Origin of the sequence: Sphingorhabdus profundilacus (assembly GCF_009769755.1) — a bacterium.
Lineage (GTDB): Bacteria > Pseudomonadota > Alphaproteobacteria > Sphingomonadales > Sphingomonadaceae > Sphingorhabdus_B > Sphingorhabdus_B profundilacus.
This window is the reverse complement of record NZ_SDWJ01000002.1, coordinates 512,733-530,082: the sequence shown is the minus strand read 5'-3', so window position 1 is coordinate 530,082 and position 17,350 is coordinate 512,733. Positions and strand designations below refer to the sequence as shown.

General features: G+C 52.5%; 16 protein-coding genes. 3 read left to right on the top strand and 13 right to left on the bottom strand.

Annotation, left to right across the window (positions count from 1 at the left end; translation table 11 throughout):
- The first annotated feature begins 186 nt into the window (after positions 1-186).
- Positions 187-3,024: a TonB-dependent receptor plug domain-containing protein gene (locus tag EUU23_RS10325; protein ID WP_343032713.1), complete on the top strand. Its 2,838-nt coding sequence runs from the start codon at positions 187-189 to the stop codon at positions 3,022-3,024.
- A gap of 173 nt (positions 3,025-3,197) precedes the next feature.
- On the opposite strand, the gene EUU23_RS14395 is transcribed toward EUU23_RS10325, so the two are convergent.
- Positions 3,198-3,482, bottom strand: coding sequence for a CPCC family cysteine-rich protein (locus EUU23_RS14395; RefSeq protein ID WP_160354700.1), 285 nt, complete (start codon positions 3,480-3,482; stop codon positions 3,198-3,200).
- A 769-nt stretch (positions 3,483-4,251) separates the two neighbouring features.
- On the opposite strand from EUU23_RS14395, the gene EUU23_RS10315 reads away from it, so the two are divergent.
- Positions 4,252-7,575, top strand: a complete 3,324-nt coding sequence (locus EUU23_RS10315) for a TonB-dependent receptor domain-containing protein (RefSeq protein ID WP_160354036.1) — start codon at positions 4,252-4,254, stop codon at positions 7,573-7,575.
- Positions 7,576-7,669: 94 nt separating this feature from the next.
- Complete coding sequence (locus tag EUU23_RS14350; RefSeq protein ID WP_160354035.1) at positions 7,670-8,668, top strand: 2OG-Fe(II) oxygenase; 999 nt, start codon at positions 7,670-7,672, stop codon at positions 8,666-8,668.
- On the opposite strand, the gene EUU23_RS14295 is transcribed toward EUU23_RS14350, so the two are convergent.
- From EUU23_RS14295 to EUU23_RS10255, 12 genes are all read right to left on the bottom strand, one after another.
- Positions 8,665-9,039, bottom strand: a complete 375-nt coding sequence (locus EUU23_RS14295; protein ID WP_218939584.1) for an alanine racemase — start codon at positions 9,037-9,039, stop codon at positions 8,665-8,667. The genes EUU23_RS14350 and EUU23_RS14295 overlap by 4 nt on opposite strands.
- A gap of 8 nt (positions 9,040-9,047) precedes the next feature.
- On the bottom strand, positions 9,048-9,329 hold the full coding sequence (locus EUU23_RS14290; protein WP_160354033.1) for an alanine racemase: 282 nt from the start codon (positions 9,327-9,329) through the stop codon (positions 9,048-9,050).
- Between the two features lie 86 nt (positions 9,330-9,415).
- Entirely contained in the window at positions 9,416-9,685 is a 270-nt protein-coding gene (locus tag EUU23_RS10295; RefSeq protein ID WP_160354032.1) for a hypothetical protein, read from the bottom strand.
- Positions 9,619-10,047: a hypothetical protein gene (locus EUU23_RS14390; RefSeq protein WP_246156423.1), complete on the bottom strand. Its 429-nt coding sequence runs from the start codon at positions 10,045-10,047 to the stop codon at positions 9,619-9,621. The genes EUU23_RS10295 and EUU23_RS14390 overlap by 67 nt, the downstream gene beginning before the upstream one ends.
- A 146-nt stretch (positions 10,048-10,193) precedes the next feature.
- Positions 10,194-10,346 carry a hypothetical protein gene (locus EUU23_RS10290; RefSeq protein WP_160354031.1) on the bottom strand — a complete coding sequence of 51 codons (153 nt, stop codon included), beginning with the start codon at positions 10,344-10,346 and terminating at the stop codon, positions 10,194-10,196.
- 550 nt (positions 10,347-10,896) lie between these two features.
- On the bottom strand, positions 10,897-11,259 hold the full coding sequence (locus EUU23_RS10285) for a hypothetical protein (protein ID WP_160354030.1): 363 nt from the start codon (positions 11,257-11,259) through the stop codon (positions 10,897-10,899).
- 401 nt (positions 11,260-11,660) lie between these two features.
- Positions 11,661-12,461 carry a hypothetical protein gene (locus tag EUU23_RS10280; protein WP_160354029.1) on the bottom strand — a complete coding sequence of 267 codons (801 nt, stop codon included), beginning with the start codon at positions 12,459-12,461 and terminating at the stop codon, positions 11,661-11,663.
- 244 nt (positions 12,462-12,705) lie between these two features.
- The gene (gene hemA / locus EUU23_RS10275; RefSeq protein WP_160354028.1) at positions 12,706-13,926 is read right to left on the bottom strand and encodes a 5-aminolevulinate synthase; all 1,221 of its coding nucleotides are present in this window, start codon (positions 13,924-13,926) and stop codon (positions 12,706-12,708) included.
- A gap of 82 nt (positions 13,927-14,008) precedes the next feature.
- Positions 14,009-14,377, bottom strand: coding sequence for a c-type cytochrome (locus EUU23_RS10270; RefSeq protein WP_160354027.1), 369 nt, complete (start codon positions 14,375-14,377; stop codon positions 14,009-14,011).
- Between the two features lie 8 nt (positions 14,378-14,385).
- A complete protein-coding gene (locus tag EUU23_RS10265) occupies positions 14,386-14,889 on the bottom strand; it encodes a group I truncated hemoglobin (RefSeq protein WP_218939583.1) in 504 nt (167 codons plus the stop codon).
- A gap of 33 nt (positions 14,890-14,922) precedes the next feature.
- Positions 14,923-15,789: a DUF3034 family protein gene (locus tag EUU23_RS10260; protein WP_160354698.1), complete on the bottom strand. Its 867-nt coding sequence runs from the start codon at positions 15,787-15,789 to the stop codon at positions 14,923-14,925.
- A gap of 700 nt (positions 15,790-16,489) precedes the next feature.
- Entirely contained in the window at positions 16,490-17,251 is a 762-nt protein-coding gene (locus EUU23_RS10255; protein WP_160354026.1) for a glutathione S-transferase family protein, read from the bottom strand.
- Positions 17,252-17,350 lie beyond the last annotated feature (99 nt).

Genomic DNA, 17,350 nt, shown 5'->3' with positions numbered 1-17,350 from the left:
GTTTACAGATGTGTGCAATAAAATTGGCGTTTACAACATTTAATGCTTACAATATATTCGGTAATATATTTGCAACATTATCAAAAAAATCGACATTGACTTGAAATTGCGTTTTTCAAAATTCATCTCATTTATCTATATGTAAGCGATAATCGCAGGCAGCAAATTAAGCTTGCCGGTTGTACCATGATTTATTGGGCTCGCGTGACATATGGAGATGAAAAAATGACGTTACACTATAACAAACTTTTGCTTCGGGGTGCGGCCGGGTTGGCCATTGCGGTGGCTATGATTTCAAGTAGTCAGGCCATGGCGCAGGTAACTGGCGCTGCGGAGGATACAAATGAGGCAGGCGATGCTATAATTGTAACCGGATCGCGCATTGCGCGCCCTGATCTCAAATCCAATTCGCCGATTAGTGTCGTAACCGGTCAAGTCTTGCAAGATCAGGGCACGGTAAACGTCGAAGAGGCGTTGAACCAACTCCCACAGGTTACTCCAGGCTTAAATGCCAACGTCAATAATGGAGGAAATGGAACCGTCTCGGTTGACGTTCGGGGTCTCGGCGCAAGCCGTACGCTGGTTTTGGTCAACGGCCGCCGAATGGTGCCTTCGACCAATACCGGCGTTGTTGATCTCAATGTCATCAATCCGCTTTTGATTGAACGGGTCGAAGTTGTGACCGGCGGAGCGTCGGCCACTTACGGGTCTGACGCATTAGGCGGCGTTGTGAACTTTATCTTGAAAGATAAATTTGAAGGCGTTGAAATGAGCGGCCAATATGGCTTGACTAGCCGCGGCGATAGCGAAACTTGGACGTTAGGTGGAATAATCGGAGGAAACTTTGCCGATGATAGGGGCAATGCCGTCCTGGCTGTGTCCTATACTGATCGTGGCGATTCCTTCCAGTCCGAGCGTGCCTGGTCCCGTATTGACCAATTTGGCGGCTCGGCGACCGGTGTTGCTGGCCGATTTGACAATTTGTTCACCAATCCCTTCGTTCCGGGTGGCAATCGAGCCTTCAATCCGGATGGCTCGGTCAGACCGTTCATCAATGATACAGATCTGACCAATCCGGCTACCGACCGGTACAACTTTGCTCCAGTCAATTATATTCAAACGCCGCAAAAGCGCTTCACAATGACTGCGCTTGCGAATTTTGACGTAACTGAAAATATCAACATATATGCAGAGGGCAGTTATGTATCGAGCGAAGTTAAGCTGCAACTGGCAGAAACGCCCGCAACCAACATTTTTGTAAATGCGAACTCGCCGTTACTATCTGCCTCTGCTCGAGCGCTCGCTGCATCGCGAGCGAACCCGACCGCACCATTGACCTTTCGCCGGCGGCTGACTGAAGTTGGTCCTCGGATCCAGACCTTCAATTTTGATGTAACCCAGTTCAATGTTGGGGCGAAGGGTAAGTTGTTCAACGATTGGAATTTCGATGTCTATTATGGTCGTGGCCGCGTTGACTCATCTCAAGGACTTCAGAATGATGTATCCCGTTCGCGTTTGACTTCGGGTCTCAACGGTTGTCCAGCGGGTTCTCCGGCTGGTTGCGTTTCCGTCGATGCCTTTGGAGCGGGCCGCATTACGCCAGCTGCTGCCAGCTATATCCGTATTGCTTCTGCGGTTGATCAGTTCGGCTTTGACCGGGACAATGTGGTGGCGTCAGCCAATGGCACATTGGGAAGTTTGCCAGCTGGTGATATCGGTGCAGCATTTGGTGTTGAGTACCGCCGTGACGCGTCTCGTTTTACCCCTTCTGATCCAGCCCAGACGGGCGATCTAACCGGCTTCAATGCGGTTAAGCCAGTCAATGGCTCATTCGATACCAAAGAAGTATTCGGTGAGGTCAGTGTGCCAATTATTGATATGCTGACGCTGGCGGCGAAAGGTCGTTATTCCGATTATTCAAGCGTTGGCGGTAATTTTACGTGGAGTGTAGAAGGTGATTTCAGGCCTGTGGACGATGTGCGTATGCGCGCGACCTATTCACGTGCAAACCGTGCGCCATCGGTGTTTGAACTGTTTCAGGCAGGTGACCAAGGTTTTCCGGTCGTGGTGGATCCCTGTTTTCGAGGCCAGCCCGGTGGTGTAAGGGCGGCGCCCGCAGCTAATGTGGCCGCTATCTGCGTACTTCAAGGCTTGCCCGATCCAAGGACAACAGTTCTTACACAGACAAATTCACAGATTGAAGGTACATTTACGGGTAGTACTAATTTGCGTGAGGAAACGTCTAAAACGTTAACTGGCGGGATCCAGTTTACCCCAAGCTTTGCTGACGGCCTGTCGCTTTCGGTGGATTATTTCGACATTAAAGTCGAGGGATATGTCTCGCGTGTTGCCGGGGGCACTTCGGGATTGGTCGGCGAGTGCTTTAAGCAAAATATTACGACTGCAGCACAATTGGCAGCCGATCCATTTTGCAGTCTGTTGTCGCGTCGTCCCAACGGTGAACTATTGGCCACTGTTCCGTTGACGAACGAGTTACTGCCCGGTGTTGATAATGTTCTTAGAACGCGAGGTATCGATTTTGCTGCTTCATATGATTTCGGTCTTGATTTTATCGGCGCTGATAATGGTACGCTGAGTTTGTCGTCAAATGTAACATATTTGATGGACTATAAGTTTAACGGAACCGAATTTGCCGGTTTCGCGTCAGCCGATTTTGGAACATTGCCACATTGGAAAGCCAATACGCGTGTGACCTATTCCGACGAAATTTTTTCACTCAGCCTCAACTGGCAGTATATTGGTAAAAGCACAGATACATTTGGTGACATCGATTTTGATCGAACCGACCCCGATGCTTCAGCACGGCTTAAGGCGCAAAATTATTTCGACCTGAACGCGCGCGTAAAAGCCACGGAAAATTTTGAATTTTTCGGTGGGGTCCAAAACCTGCTGGATAAGCAGCCTCCGTTGGTTCAGGCTGGGTTTACAGCTACTAATACTGATGAAACATTGTACGATACACTCGGCCGCCGTTTCTTCATTGGAGCTAAGATGAGTTTCTAACTGTAACAACTATGCAAAATAAGGGGGTAGGTGGAATAACACCTGCCCCCTTCTTTTTTTAAAAAGAACAAAAACCACTCAATTTTGACAGACTTGTCGTGGCATCCGGACTGGCCGCTTTGGTCGCCTTCAACCTGTTGCGCGCTTGACTTGAATGTTTTGGGAAGCAGACATTAGCTGATCGCCGCTTCATGTTCCGTGGCGGGGCGGACATGGGCCAAGCCCTTTCGGTCAGCGGCGCCAAACCGGTTAAAATTCTCTCGAGCGACAATTAGCGACAAGTCTCTATCCGGACCGCCCCGAACGATGTCTGCATCAAGATCATCCTGACCATCATCTTCCCAGAAGAAGACAGGACAAATCTCATAGGCCGCAGGTTCGCAAATGGTGAGGTTTCGACAGCAGGGGCAAGGGGTATAAGCAAGGGAGAAGGTGTCATGGGATTCGGGCCGGGCTATCGATCCCGATTGGCATTGCAGTTCTATGAAATCGGTTGATGATCTAGAAAAGAGGATCCGTCTCTTGATGCCGGACAGTTTTTGAAACGTTGGTCACTTGGTATCAAACAATCAGATACCGACCTTTGCCGTCAGGCCAATGCGCGCTGACTCAGGGAAGCGATTGCCCGATGATTCGCCAAAAGACGATTTAGAGTCGGTGCATGAGTGGATTTGCGAACGCCAGTCGGTTTATTGTCGGGGGATATTGTCGATTGAGCGATGCCATTAAAGCAATCCTGGACTCAGTCACAACCCGCCTCTTGTCATACCGCCCAAAAGACAAAGGCCAACAGTCCAAGAAGATCGAACGCCGCGTGAAACTCCAGAGCAAGAACGAGGAGGATTGCGATGATAGGGAGCTACACAAATAAGTCCCAATCATGTGCATATATAATGCATAAATCATTCCTATATAATACACATTATCTGCCCTTAACTGGTGGTATCTCGATGCGCGCATCAGAAGCGAAATTGATTGAAATCGGAAATATGAAAAATATCACTCAATCTTACTAAATATATTATAATAATATTTCACAAACTGTATCTACAGAAGTTCTATATTGCCAATAACCAGTATTGGCGTGTTGATTTTGTTGTTGCGAGACGGCAACATATTTCTAAGTTCCGCTGATTTTTGAGGATGTGGCTTGCGCTTATTTTGCCTCCGCGCATAACCGGACGATTAATCGAAGATGAATATTCTGTCGCTCGGGAGCTCACTAATATGAAGAAGTCACGTTTGATGATTGCTGGTTCTGCAATCAGCCTTGCTCTTTTTTCGGCCATGCCGTCATACGCGCAGGATGCCGATGAAGCGGCACCTGCGCCCTCTGCCGAGGAAGATGGCACTGGAGCAGCAGAGTCCGCACCCATTCTGGTTACCGGTTCGCGCATTCGCCGACCGAATCTAGAGTCGAATGTGCCGGTCACATCCATTTCGGGTGAACAGTTCTTTCAGCAAGGTGACACCAATATCGGTGACACGCTGAACGACCTGCCACAGCTTCGCAGCACCTTCGCTCAGCAAAACCCAGGTCTGGGTATTGGTATCGCCGGTCTTAACCTGCTCGACCTTCGCGGTCTGGGTACATCAAGAACACTGGTGCTCGTAAACGGTCGCCGCCATGTTGCAGCCGATATTTTGAACAACGCCGTTTCGCCTGACATCAATACCATCCCGAACGACCTCGTGGAACGCGTCGACATTGTTACCGGAAGCCAGTCTGCAACCTATGGCTCCGACGCAATCGCGGGTGTTGTTAACTTCGTGCTCCGCCGCGATTTCGACGGCGCACAAATTCGCGCGCAGGCTGGCGTTTCGGAAGAGGGCTATGGCGGCAACCAGTATGTGTCGGCGATGTTCGGCAAGAATTTTGCTGACGGCCGTGGAAACGTAACTGTACACGGTGAATATGCCCGCCAAAGCCGCGTGTTTGCGTCAGATGTGCCTTTCGCGCGGCGAAATGACGGACTTCTTGTTGTGGATGTCGATACCGGTGGCCTGCCTAACTCGAGCGACGGCTTCCCCGACCGTGCGTTTTTCCGCGATATTCGCACTGCAAGCATTAATCGGTTTGGCCTCGTGCCAATCACGCAGTCGGGTAACAACAACCCGCTTTGCGGCGTCGGTATTGGAGCAACAAACGGAGCACCCGGCGCAGGTTCCGGCGCGACAGTTGGAACGCCTTATAACTGTACGCTTCTGTTCACCGAAGCAGGCGCACTGACACCGCAAACCGGCACACGTTTGGGTCAGGGCATTATCGGCAGCATCGTCGGTGGAAACGGCCAAACCGGTCGTGAAGGCCAGTTGCTGTCGGTTTTCCCGTTCACCGAGCGCTATAACTTCAACCTGCTCGCTCGGTTCCAGGTAAGCGACGCATTTGAGCCGTTTATCGAAGCAAAATGGAACCGGGTAAATGCACTCGGCAACAACGCAGGTCCGTCGGCTATTCAGGGAACTTTCGGTCAGTTTGACCTTCGCGAGCGTACGCGACTGGACAACCCGTTCCTTACGGCGGCACAGCGCACGACGATTGCTAACGCAATCATCACTTCGGGTTGCAACACCAGCCTAACCGCCGCGTGTAACGTTACTGGTAACACCGCCAGCTTCAACCGAACCGCGCGTACTGATGGAAATGGGTCGCAGGGTATTGGTGGCCCGCTTAATGCTGCAGACATTGCAGCGATCAATGCAGGTACCTATCGTTTCGTTACGGCACGCAGCTTGCTGGACGCAGGGATCCGTGACGAAGAATTCCAGCGCGACACCTATCGAGTGGTCGTTGGTGCACGAGGCACATTCAACGACGACTGGAACTATGAGATCGCTGCGAACTATGGCAAGTTCAAACAAGACGTAACGACTTATGGCTTTATTGACCGTCAGAAGTTCGTCTTGGCATTGGATGCAGGCCGTAACCCAGTAACGGGCGCTATCCAGTGCCGTTCGCAGTTCGATCCAACAGCTGCAGTGGCCTTTGCTGGCGTCGGCGCAGGTGGAGCGGCACGTCTGGCTAGCGATATCGCAGCCTGCGTTCCTTACAATCCGTTCGGCGCAGCAGATAATAGTGCGGCTGTGAACTATTTCAGCATTAACGCGCGTACCAAAGCAAGCCTCGAGCAGGTTGATATCTTGGGTTTCGTTGGCGGCGATCTTAGCCAGCTGTTCGAACTTCCTGGCGGCCCGATAAGCTTCGCATTTGGTGGCGAATATCGCCGCGAGCGTGCCCGCTATCAAGATGACGATTATGTCGAAAGTGGCGCTACTAACGGCGTTATCATCGGCGAATTCGATCCGCCTACGTTTGAAGTAAAGGAAGCTTTTGCTGAAGTCCGCATTCCAATCCTGAAGGACGAGCCTTTCTTCCACGAATTGAGCCTCACCGGAGCAGGGCGTGTTTCGGATTATAAGGGTGCAGTCGGTACAATCTGGACCTACAATGTTGGTGGCGAATATGCGCCATTCCCCGACATCCGGTTCCGCGCTGGCTATGGTAAGGCCGTTCGCGCGCCAAACAGTTCGGAAACCGGTTTCCCTGCCGTACCTAACTTTGCGCCTGGCTTCCTTGATCCATGCGCATCGGGTCAGATTGCAAACAACGCTAACCGTACCGCAAACTGCAACGCAGATTTGGGTCCGTTGCTGGCTTCGATCCCGAACGTTGCATATTCGCTTCCAATCATTAGCGGAAGCAACCCTGACCTTAGCCCGGAAACATCGAAGTCACTGACTATTGGTGGCGTCTTCCAGCCAAGCTTTGTTCCGGGTCTGTCGTTGAGCGTCGATTATTACGACATCGAAGTGACTGGTGTGATCGTTTCATTGACTGCCCAAGCAATTGCAAATGGTTGCTATGATCAGCCTGATCTCAACAACCCGCTTTGCGCAGTGTTCACTCGCTGGCGCGGGCCGGGCAGCAGCCCGGGTGGTTTTGCACCAGGCCAGATCCTGGAAAACTCGTTGGTTTCTGCACCGGTCAACTTCGCGAAGCGTGTTCGCCGGGGTGTCGACGTCAACCTGTCGTATCGCACCCAACTGAGCAGCAATGTGAAGTTCGATACCAGCTTGATCTATGTGCATGGTCTCCAGTCGAGCAACTTCGAAAACCCGTCGCTTCCCGCGTTTGAAAACCGGATTTTGGGCGAACTGGGCGACCCTGTTGACGAACTGCGCTTGGATGCCGACTTGACCGTTGGTGACTTCAACTTCGGATATCGCATGCGCTACATCGGACCGATGTTCGTGAATGCGTTTGAAGATTTCAGCGAGTTGCCATCGGCTTGCACCACTGCAGGTTGCCCGCCGGTCAATCTTGATTATTCGGATATTCGTAAGTTCTCGCGCGTTTTCTATCATGATGTCCGGTTCTCTTGGGACCTGACCAATCTTGGTGGCATCGGTAACTCGTTCCAGTTCTACGCTGGTGTCGACAACCTCCTTGATCGCAAGCCGCCCTTGGGCAGCACGGCGACGGGTGCGGGTAGCGCGATTTATGACGTCCGTGGTCGCAGCGTATACGCAGGTGTTCGGGCTCGCTTCTGAACGCACGCAACATATAAAGTCGAGGGGCCGGGAAAGAGATTTCCCGGTCCTTTTCTTTTGCCGAAATCACCCTAAAGTCTGACCGGTGAATGACGTGAATTTATTATCTGAAGTGCGTGCCCTGCTTGCTGGCGGCAAGGCAAAAGAGGCGGCAACCACTTTGGTCCAAGCGGCGCAGCGTGGCCATAGTGAGGCAATGTATGAGCTCGCCCTGTGGGCCGTTGCCGGCAACGTCATCCCCCGTAATCTTGCTTTGGCATATGATTGGCTTGGTCGGGCTTCGGAGGCAGGTTTCACCGACGCTGCGCTTTTGCGCGCTTATTTTACCGCTGCTGGAACGGGTTGTTTACCTGACTGGCAATCGGCCCTCGAGCTCCTTACTCGCTTGGGCGAGACATCTGAAATTGCCGGAAGGCAGGTTGAAAAACTCGGCCAAATGAAAATGACAACTGATGGAGTTCCATTGGCATCTTACAATTTGGAGCTTTGCAGTAGCCAACCAAGAGTAGCTACCTGCCGGCAGTTTTTGACGGCTGCTGAATGCGATTATATTGCCGATATCGGCACACCATTTTTGGAACCGTCATATGTTGTGGATCCTAATACCCAGCAGCTGATCCCGCATCCGGTCCGCAGGTCGCATGGTGCGATGTTCGGGGTATATACGGAAGATCTCGTCATTAACGCGATAAATCGGAGGATTGCCTCGCTTTCTGGCACATCATATGAACAAGGCGAACCGCTTCAGTTGTTGCAATATGAGCGCGGCGACGAGTACCGTCCACATCTGGATGCGCTTCCCAACGAACCAAATCAGAGGGTGATGACAGTAATCATTTACCTCACCGATGGCTATGATGGCGGAGAAACGAAGTTTTTGCGAACTGGTTTATCGTTCAAGGGCCAAAAGGGAGATGCCTTGCTTTTCGCAAACCTTCTACCTGACGGGCGCCCCGACCCCCTGTCGTTGCATTGTGGGTTGCCGGTATTCAAAGGAACCAAAATGATAGCCACCCGGTGGCTACGCCGATCGCGCTTTACATATCCAGCTCCACCCTCGATTTTAGGGACGCTGCCCGGGCTGGCGGCTTAAGTCCAGCGTCGTTCAAAACGCTGACCCAAAAGTGTCAGTAATTCATATTGCGACAGACCAAAATGATAATCCTGACCGGGCATGATACCCGCGCTGTTGGCAAGGCTGCGGCGTCGGGCGGTGATCTGCAGAGATTGCTCGCCGAACCGTTTGAGCTGGCGCGAGTTCTGGTCGCTATCCTCATCTGCGGATGCGAGATGTGACATCAATATATCGAAGTTGAGTCCCTTGAATAGCTCGGCCGAAAATTGCTCCGGCCCGATACCTAAACGGTTGATGCCGCTGTCCAGCATGACATGACATTTGCCACCACCGGGCGATTTCCACAGTGCAACTTGTCTGGGTGTGTTGAGTACAGCACTCGCTGCCAACTGCTGGATCAGGGGGATACTGCAGCTTCGATGCCATTCAGTACCGATATCCATTCAGCCGGAACGAGATCGGCAACCGCAGCGGCATCGTCCCAATGCGCCACGAAGAAATCACGACAGCCAGCATCGCGCAACCACGTCTCGCGCGCACCTAGGCCATAGGCATTAGCCTTCACCGCCGGACCGCACGCGGCATTCTCCTGCGTTTTGGGAAACAGCCAGTTGGAAACCAGCGCATCGAAATCGCGGGTAGACAGCAGTACAAGAGATAAGATGGAAATCTGCTTCACGCTCACCGCCGCTTCAAAGCCGATTGAGGTTGCAGCGCCTGCGACAGTGGAGGTCGCACCAGCCCGGGCGACGGGCGGATAAATATCTAGGAGAGTGGGGCGCGGCTGTTTGGCTGCATTTGCTGCAACTCTTCGACACGTGCTAAAATCGCTTTGAACATTGCGTAACCATCAAGATCACAAGCCTCCAACAATTCGTCTGCCCGTAACGATGCGTGAAACCAAGCGTCTTCGCTGTACCGCCCAATGAGGGAATTGGCGCAAGCCCAAACATGGCGCTCAGGTGTCATTAGCAACGATGTCCACGCCAGTACCGCTGCCATTTTGCAGCCAAGCCGCCTGCCACCATATTGCATGACACATCTCCCGACTGTGGGGATACACAAAACGCGGCTGTCCTGTCACCACCAGCGCCACCGTCTGACCGGCATGTCATTGTCGGACCGCGAACAAGAACGTGGCCCTCGCGAGATTGTCCCGTTGGTTTTCCGATAAGCTGCACAAGCCCGTCACGTGCAACGATAGGATCAGTATCCGGGCAGGGATGACCTACGCTGCACGATCCGTCCAACTCCCTCGCTGCGACGCCAGACAAGCGAATACGCGGTCCTTCAGCGCACCAGATAGGTCCGTCGCCATCCCAGACCCGCGTTGGTGTACACTGAAATGTTTGTCCGGCTGGAACAACCGCTGCGGCGAATAAAAGTGCAGTAATCATCTATTGCTCGCTAGGCCCGAAGGCTTCGATGTAAAACGACTATATTAGCAGTTGGCTCAACAAACTAACGAATGCACTCATAACGCCGTACAGAAGCAGCGCACCTATTACGATAGCCTCGGCAAAGTCCCAGTCGATCTGCACCGCTAAGATGTAGCAGTCTCACTTTCCAAATCAAGCTGTTCACTGAAAGGTGCGGCAATGGCAAAATCACGTTGCAGTCCGTTCGGATCGCACCAGTCCGGCCAAGGTTCGTCTCGCCCAAATTTGTCCAAACCGCCATGACTAAAATCTGGCATTGTGGCGGTCACGACCATTACTGATTCATTACAAATCTCGCCGTAGACCATGTCACAAAGCTCGTAAATCTGGACTTTGGAGAGGTTGCCACCAATTTGGCGCTATCCAAACGAAAGAGCAGCTGTGAGGCGGTGATAGAGATATGATCGTTCGATTTGTAACATAGCGTTTCCCGGTTCCCGATCAGGCCAAAGGATTGTCATCCCTCTTGTGCCGCTTCGACTCTTTTTCCCTACAAACAGGGATTAATACCGCAGGGCCTGTGCTCTCCATTTGGACCTTCGGCAATAAGGGCGCTCTAGGGTACAGATCAGGCTTGACCGGCTCAGCTTTATGCACGCTCATCATAACGTCCATCGACTTGCAGCCATCCGAGTTATCGCGATCCTGAAACGCGCAAACCGGCACAGCAAATATGCTGACGACAGCCAGAAACCTGATTTTCATAGAGACATCCTCTCCCCGGATTGAATCGTCTTGAAGAACAGAGACTAACGAACATGCATAAATTGCAAAGTAGCTAATTCAACCCAGCAATCAGGCCCCTACTTACATAGTATTAATTGAGATTAAGGGGTCATTTTGCCCGGCCGCATAACCCGGCAAATTCATGGGGTTTACGGCACGACTGACACAGGCAGTCAAATTTGGCTGGGAGAATTTGTGCAGACATCGACCGTCATCACGGTTTTTTCGATGTTGAAGCTTGACCATGTCGGGGCCAGGTACAAGATAATATGCACCCACTTTGGTGTTTAGAGGATCCATCAACCCAAACACAGCAAATGCAGCTTGGTCCAACCTTACCCAATGAAAAAACCATCGCTCTGCGCTGGTCATCCAGTCGATGTACCTGGCCAACAGAACAATGATATTGGCGCCGTCCTGCTCCAACCGGCAAACCGGCCCCATGAACTCGACCTTTGACTGGCCCAGTTCCTTAGCAAAAGCGTCGCTATGCGACCAATTCAGCGTTGTTCATTTCGACCTTGGAACCGTCGTTTTTGCTACTCACGCTATTAATCGAGAGCCGACGAATTCGCATATTCATTTTCGGGAGGTTCAGATGATCGTGCGTAGGGTTCGTTTAGGATGTGCCTTAGCTGTTCAGAATGCCGCAATGTTGTCGTGAGTTGACGGTTAGCTTTTGTTGCATAATGTCTCAAATCTGCTCTTCGTCCAGCCAATCAGCCAACGGCAACTAACGAGGACCGGAAGTTGTTATCTTTATGTCTGGAATATTGTGCTGGCCTCCTTTCGATTAGGGTTTGACCTGCGGCCGTTCAACTCACTTTCTCGCTCATGCGAATGCGTCAGTTCAGTATCGCAGCTGGTGGCTGTTCAGGGCACATCAGCATTACCGTGCCGACTTCGAAATCATATGTAATCGAGGCGCAATGCCCGATCGTCTCCATCCCGATATATAGGCGCTGGTTCGGTATTTTGCGCTTGCTGTCACCTGTTACGACGATCTCGTTGGGATCCTGCTCGGGTGCTGTGCCGTCTGCAATGCGTTGGGCATTACCGGCGTCCGAAACGCGGACGGCAAGATTGCGAATTTCCAGTTCGCCCAGCATCAAGGGGCGTTCCAGCCGTAAGGGGCGGATGGGGCGACGCACGCCATAAAGGATCGGTGTTTCGAGCGTATCCCCGTTGAACCGACCACCATTTGCATCAGCGATCCATTGCCCGCCGGTTGCCGTCACCAGACTTTCTGCCCGGTCAAAGCTGAAGGCAGCATAGACCGGACGCCCATCGATTTCGATTTTCACGCCCGTCTGGCTACGCCCCATATCTTTGTCGAGTGGAAAGGTAATCGCTTTGTCGTCGGCTTGTGGATTGCGCAAAGTGAATATGGTGCGACGGAACGGAAATGTTTCAGGGCCCGCTATGCCGTCGGCACCGTCCACCACTTCCCGGTCACTGAAGGCCGTACGGCGATTAAATGACGCACTCCCGGCGCGGTACTTTACATCATCAGTCCGGAAGGCAATCTTCACCGGTCCGACGCCGAAAACATAGCCGATCATGCTGGGCTTCAACCCGATCTTCTGGGCCGCATCGGCGTTCAATGTGGGCACGGATACTGCATCCGGCGCTATACGGAAATGCATAGGCTTATCCTTGATGTATATCTCGACAGTCTCGCCAATACGGACGCTGAGATCGGTCCACTCCCCGGCTGAAGTACTCGCCACTGCGGGAGCGGTGTGCAGCAAACATGCTGCAATAACAATTGAGGTACGAAGTAACATCAAGAGAATTCTCTGAAAAAGGGAGGTTAGATGGAGGCAGCGGCGCTGAATAATCGCTGAATGCAAGTGCCTGGATCGCAAAACCTTTATTCAGGTGATAGGCTTAGGCAGCCTGTGCGGCGCGCAGTTCCATCCGGTCCCAAATTTCAGCTAGTGCTGCAGTCAACTCACGCATCATGGCTTCATCGTGGAATGGCCCTGGCGTAAACCGCAAACGCTCCGTGCCGCGGGGGACTGTCGGATAATTGATCGGCTGCACATAGACGCCGTATTCGGCGAGCAATATATCGCTGATCTTCTTCGCTTTAATAGGGTCGCCGACCATTAAAGGCACAATATGCGTCTCACTGTGCATCACAGGAAGCCCGGCATCGGCCATCAGCGTCTTCAGCATTGCGGCATGTGCCTGCTGCGCATCACGCTCTTCGCTCGAGGCCTTGAGGTGTTTTACTGACGCAAGCACGCCAGCGACAAGCACAGGCGACAGCGAGGTCGTGAATATGAAGCCGGGCGCATAAGAGCGGATGACATCAACGATGCGCCGGTCGGCAGCGATATAGCCGCCCATCACACCGAATGCCTTGCCCAGCGTGCCCTCGATAATTGTGACCCGGTCAGCAACGCCGTCGCGCTCTGTTATCCCGCCGCCACGTGCGCCGTACATGCCGACAGCATGAACTTCGTCGCAATAGGTCAGCGCATTATATTTGTCGGCAAGGTCGCAGATGGCGGCGATAGGCGCGACGTCACCGTCCATCGAATAGACACTTTCGAACGCGATCAGTTTCGGTGCGTCCTCGTCGTCGGCGGCCAACAGTTCCTCGAGATGCGCCAAATCATTGTGCCGCCATACGCGCTTTTCGCAGCCTGCATTGCGAATGCCCGCGATCATCGAGGCATGGTTCAACTCGTCGGAATAAATGATGCAGCCTGGCAGAACCTTTGCCAGCGTCGAGAGCGTCGCGTCGTTCGAGACATAGCCCGATGTAAAGAGCAAAGCGCCGCCTTTGCCATGCAAATCGGCAAGTTCGGCCTCAAGCTCGATATGGTAATGCGTGTTGCCACCGATATTGCGCGTGCCGCCAGAGCCAGCGCCGACATCATGCAACGCTTCTTCCATCGCGGCGACGACCTTGGGATGCTGACCCATGCCGAGATAATCATTCGAGCACCAAACGGTAATCGGCTTTGGTCCATTATGTCCTGCCAAACAGCGCGCGTTGGGGTACGCGCCCTTGTTCCGCAATATGTCGATAAAAACGCGATAACGGCCTTCGGCATGAAGCCGGTCGATAGCCTTGTCGAATAGATTTTGATAGTTCACTAAATATCATTTCACGAAAAAGACGCGGCTGGCCCGAGAGGTAAGGGGCTGAGGTGGACAAGCCAGCCGCGTCAGTTGCGCACTATTTCGCCGCTGGGGATTTTAGGTAAGCGATAATAGCCGCGCGCTCGGCTGCATTTGGGACCGCGACAAACATCTTGCTGCCTTTCACAACTTTCTGTGGTCCCTGCAGCCATAGGTCGAGAGTTTTGTCATTCCATACAATGCCGGATCCTTTGAGGGGCGCAGAATAGCTGTATCCCGCTGCCAGTCCCGCTTTTCGGCCAAAAACGCCTTTATGCGCAGGTCCAATTTTGTTGGTTGGAATGCTGTGACAGGATCCGCATTTGGCTTTATAGGTGGCGGCCCCGTTAGGCGCCGGAGCCTGCCCGAAGGCAGGAACTCCGACTACGGCAAGGCATACACTAGCGACCCACGCTTTCTTTCCCATAGTGAGCCTCACCGATCTATGATGTCGCGATGCATTGGTGCCAGCGCAGCGATCAGGCGGTTCTGGGCACGAAACGGGACGTTCATCTTGTTTGCTGATCTCTGGAACTCTTCGACCAGGGCGTAAAATGCTCGTTCCGAGACATTCATGCCGCGGTGGATCTCGGCCATTGACCGACCTGAATATGTGCAGGGTCCTTTCATGATCACGCAGAGTTGTTCGACAAGCTGAAGCTTGACCCGCTCCTTGTCAGAATTTTCAAAGAAAGGTTTGGTTGCCGGGTTGACAACTAGCCGTTCCATGAAGTCATCCATAATCTTCACCAGCCCTTCGCGACCGCCAAATGCCTCGAAGAGGTTTTCGTCGTCGGTGATAACTGGCAGCGAAGGTGCACGAACTGTTACGTCCGGGTCGTTGACAGGTGGTTCACTGCCCGGACCAACCTGTGCAAACACCATTGAGGGGGCCGCCAGCAGGCTGAGGGTGATCGTCGATAAAAATGTTCGTTTCATGATTATTCTTTCTGATTATTTTCAAGCGAGGCGTTAGAACCCGATCTGCACCGACGCATAGACACCGCGCTGCTTGCGCATTGTCACTTCACGCGCGATGCTGCCGAGATCGACATAGGCAAGTGTAACGGAGACATTCCGGGTAGGTGCGTAAGCGACGAATGCATCAAAGGCATTGTCCTCCTTCAGTCCCAGATTGTCGGGCTTCATACGATATTCCCCGCCGATCGCTAGTTTTCGGGTTAGCAGTAGCGCGACAGAACCCTCTCCCTGCAGTGAATAGCCTTCTCCCGGACCACCAAATCCAAGGATCCCGAATTGGTTGGCTTTTGTCAGGCGCGCGGTACCGTTGATCAGCAGACTTTGCGACAGGATGATCTTGGTAGCGCTGACATAATAATCGATGCCATCATCATCGCGCGCGCCAAGCGTTGCGATAACCGGGCCCTCGTCATTCTTCTTATATTGGATGCCGGCTGAAATCTGCGGCAGCAGCGAATCTTGTTCAAGCACGGCATCGCCAATCAGGCGGACCTTGGCACCAACCACGGTCTGGTGAACCGAAAATTTTCGGCCGAGGCCAAGCGCAGCACCTACTGCGTTGAGGTTAAAGCTTTGTCGTGCGACCGACAGTTCGATGCGGTTGCCATAGGCAATCTGACCACCAAAGGCCGTCAAGGAATAGTCCTGGGTATTAACGCCCGTGGCAAAGGCGCTCGCGCCAAGTTCATTACGCGTCCCATAACCGCCGATCAACGCCCAGGGCGTCAAACCGCCTCCCCCGGCACCTTCGATCTGACTGACACCTCCTGTGAGCAGCAGCCGCCCTCCACCTTCGTAGAAAGGTGGCGTGTTCTCGGCGGCGTCGCTGTTAGCAGCTAGTGCATCGCTGCTTTCCATGGCCACAGAGTCGGTTTCCTGCAATTCGCCGGCAAAGGCAAATTGAGGAACGGCGCATAACGCTATGGTTGCGACTTGACATAAATACTTTTTGGACATTTTCGCCTTTCTTATAAACTTGTTCGAACCAACAACCATTTTTGCGGTCCGGTCTCGTCAGAAGGCTCTACGGTTGGATGTGTCTATTTGGATGCGCGTTTGTGAAAATAAATTGGGCAACGTTGAGGCCAGTGCAATTTTTGTTCACTCGATAATATCAATATATCAGTGTGTTATCGGCATTCAAAGGATATGATATTTTTGCAATATATGCGATTAACTGCACAGGAGCGGTAAGACGATGTGATCTCCCGCCATTCCGTGCGTGCCAGGTTAGGCCATGGCGTATCGGACCGAACGATTGTTCACCTTTGTGCGAAAGCGCAGGCAACGATGCTTTGTGGAATGTATCAGAGATCGCTTATGTTAACCTGTACAGTCGGACAGTACGATGTATCCCAGAATGGCAGAATATAAAAAATGTCTGAAGCTGATGCATCCGCTTGAGCCGCCTAAGCGTATCAAACTGGACTGTCGTCACGCTCGCTTGCCGAGCTAGGCGACCAATCAATCACGAAATTGCTCATCAAGGACCAGATGAGTGACCATAATGGGCCATTTGTGCTGCCGTCAGACCTTAAATTCCTCAAAATCTATCGAACTAGGAAATTGGCCAAAGGACTCTATCAGAGAGAATTTCGTTCAAAAACCAACTGTGATAACCACGAGACAGCAGCCATTCAATCCTGTCTCCGCGCCAGGCTATTCTGGTCGTCTCGTGCGTATCGGCTGACATGGTTTTAAGAAAGTTACGGGTTCGCCGGGCATCATTTTGAAAAAGTTCTGTTGCCCTCATCTGCTGGAGTAACTCAGCTGTCCGGCCATATCGAGAACAGTCAAGCTGGAATCCTAGAGGTTCGATCGCGGCCAGATGCGGCCATAATGCGAAATCAGCCAGACCGGGCAATTCGCCAAAACTGAATGCTCCTTTCTTGGCGAGGAGCGTTTCAGTTTCCGCAAGAGCGGCATCAAGGTCGAGTTGGCCTGCTTCTTTCAACCCGGATGGCATGTTGTCGCTTCGCGTTGCCCAAGTCCATAATGAACAGTTGACCAAAATCGGATCGACACGCGTATCGAACAAGCGCTCTAATGCCCGTGCGTTGGCACGAGCCGGTGCATCAAAGGGTAGAATGGCGGGTTGAGGATAGGCATCCTCCAGATACGCCAATATATTCGCCGAATTCGATATCACCACCTCGCCATCGATCAGTATTGGCACTTCGCCCCGAGAGTTATGGCGGCGCAAAAGGGCGTGGTTGGCATGAGCCAGTCCGTCAATTGCTTCGTAGGCAATTCCCTTGTGTTCCAAGGCTAGCGCAACCTTTCGCGCAAATGGACTGAACCAGTTTGTAAATAGCCGCATTAGCCGTCCTCAAGGTAGAATGAATAGGATCCCGGTTGGCGTCACTGGCCTTCCTTGTTGTTAGCTTCGTCGGTAGAAGCTTGCCAATAGCTCGCAAAA

Excerpts from the sequence above, each read along its gene's own strand:
- EUU23_RS10325 (WP_343032713.1), top strand. The coding sequence starts at position 187 with ATGATTTATTGGGCTCGCGTGACATATGGAGATGAAAAAATGACGTTA.
- EUU23_RS10315 (WP_160354036.1), top strand. The coding sequence starts at position 4,252 with ATGAAGAAGTCACGTTTGATGATTGCTGGTTCTGCAATCAGCCTTGCT.
- EUU23_RS10295 (WP_160354032.1), bottom strand. The coding sequence starts at position 9,685 with ATGCAATATGGTGGCAGGCGGCTTGGCTGCAAAATGGCAGCGGTACTG.
- EUU23_RS14390 (WP_246156423.1), bottom strand. The coding sequence starts at position 10,047 with ATGATTACTGCACTTTTATTCGCCGCAGCGGTTGTTCCAGCCGGACAA.
- EUU23_RS10290 (WP_160354031.1), bottom strand. The coding sequence starts at position 10,346 with ATGCCAGATTTTAGTCATGGCGGTTTGGACAAATTTGGGCGAGACGAA.
- EUU23_RS10285 (WP_160354030.1), bottom strand. The coding sequence starts at position 11,259 with ATGGGGCCGGTTTGCCGGTTGGAGCAGGACGGCGCCAATATCATTGTT.
- EUU23_RS10280 (WP_160354029.1), bottom strand. The coding sequence starts at position 12,461 with ATGCATTTCCGTATAGCGCCGGATGCAGTATCCGTGCCCACATTGAAC.
- EUU23_RS10270 (WP_160354027.1), bottom strand. The coding sequence starts at position 14,377 with ATGGGAAAGAAAGCGTGGGTCGCTAGTGTATGCCTTGCCGTAGTCGGA.
- EUU23_RS10265 (WP_218939583.1), bottom strand. The coding sequence starts at position 14,889 with ATGAAACGAACATTTTTATCGACGATCACCCTCAGCCTGCTGGCGGCC.
- EUU23_RS10260 (WP_160354698.1), bottom strand. The coding sequence starts at position 15,789 with ATGGAAAGCAGCGATGCACTAGCTGCTAACAGCGACGCCGCCGAGAAC.
- EUU23_RS10255 (WP_160354026.1), bottom strand. The coding sequence starts at position 17,251 with ATGCGGCTATTTACAAACTGGTTCAGTCCATTTGCGCGAAAGGTTGCG.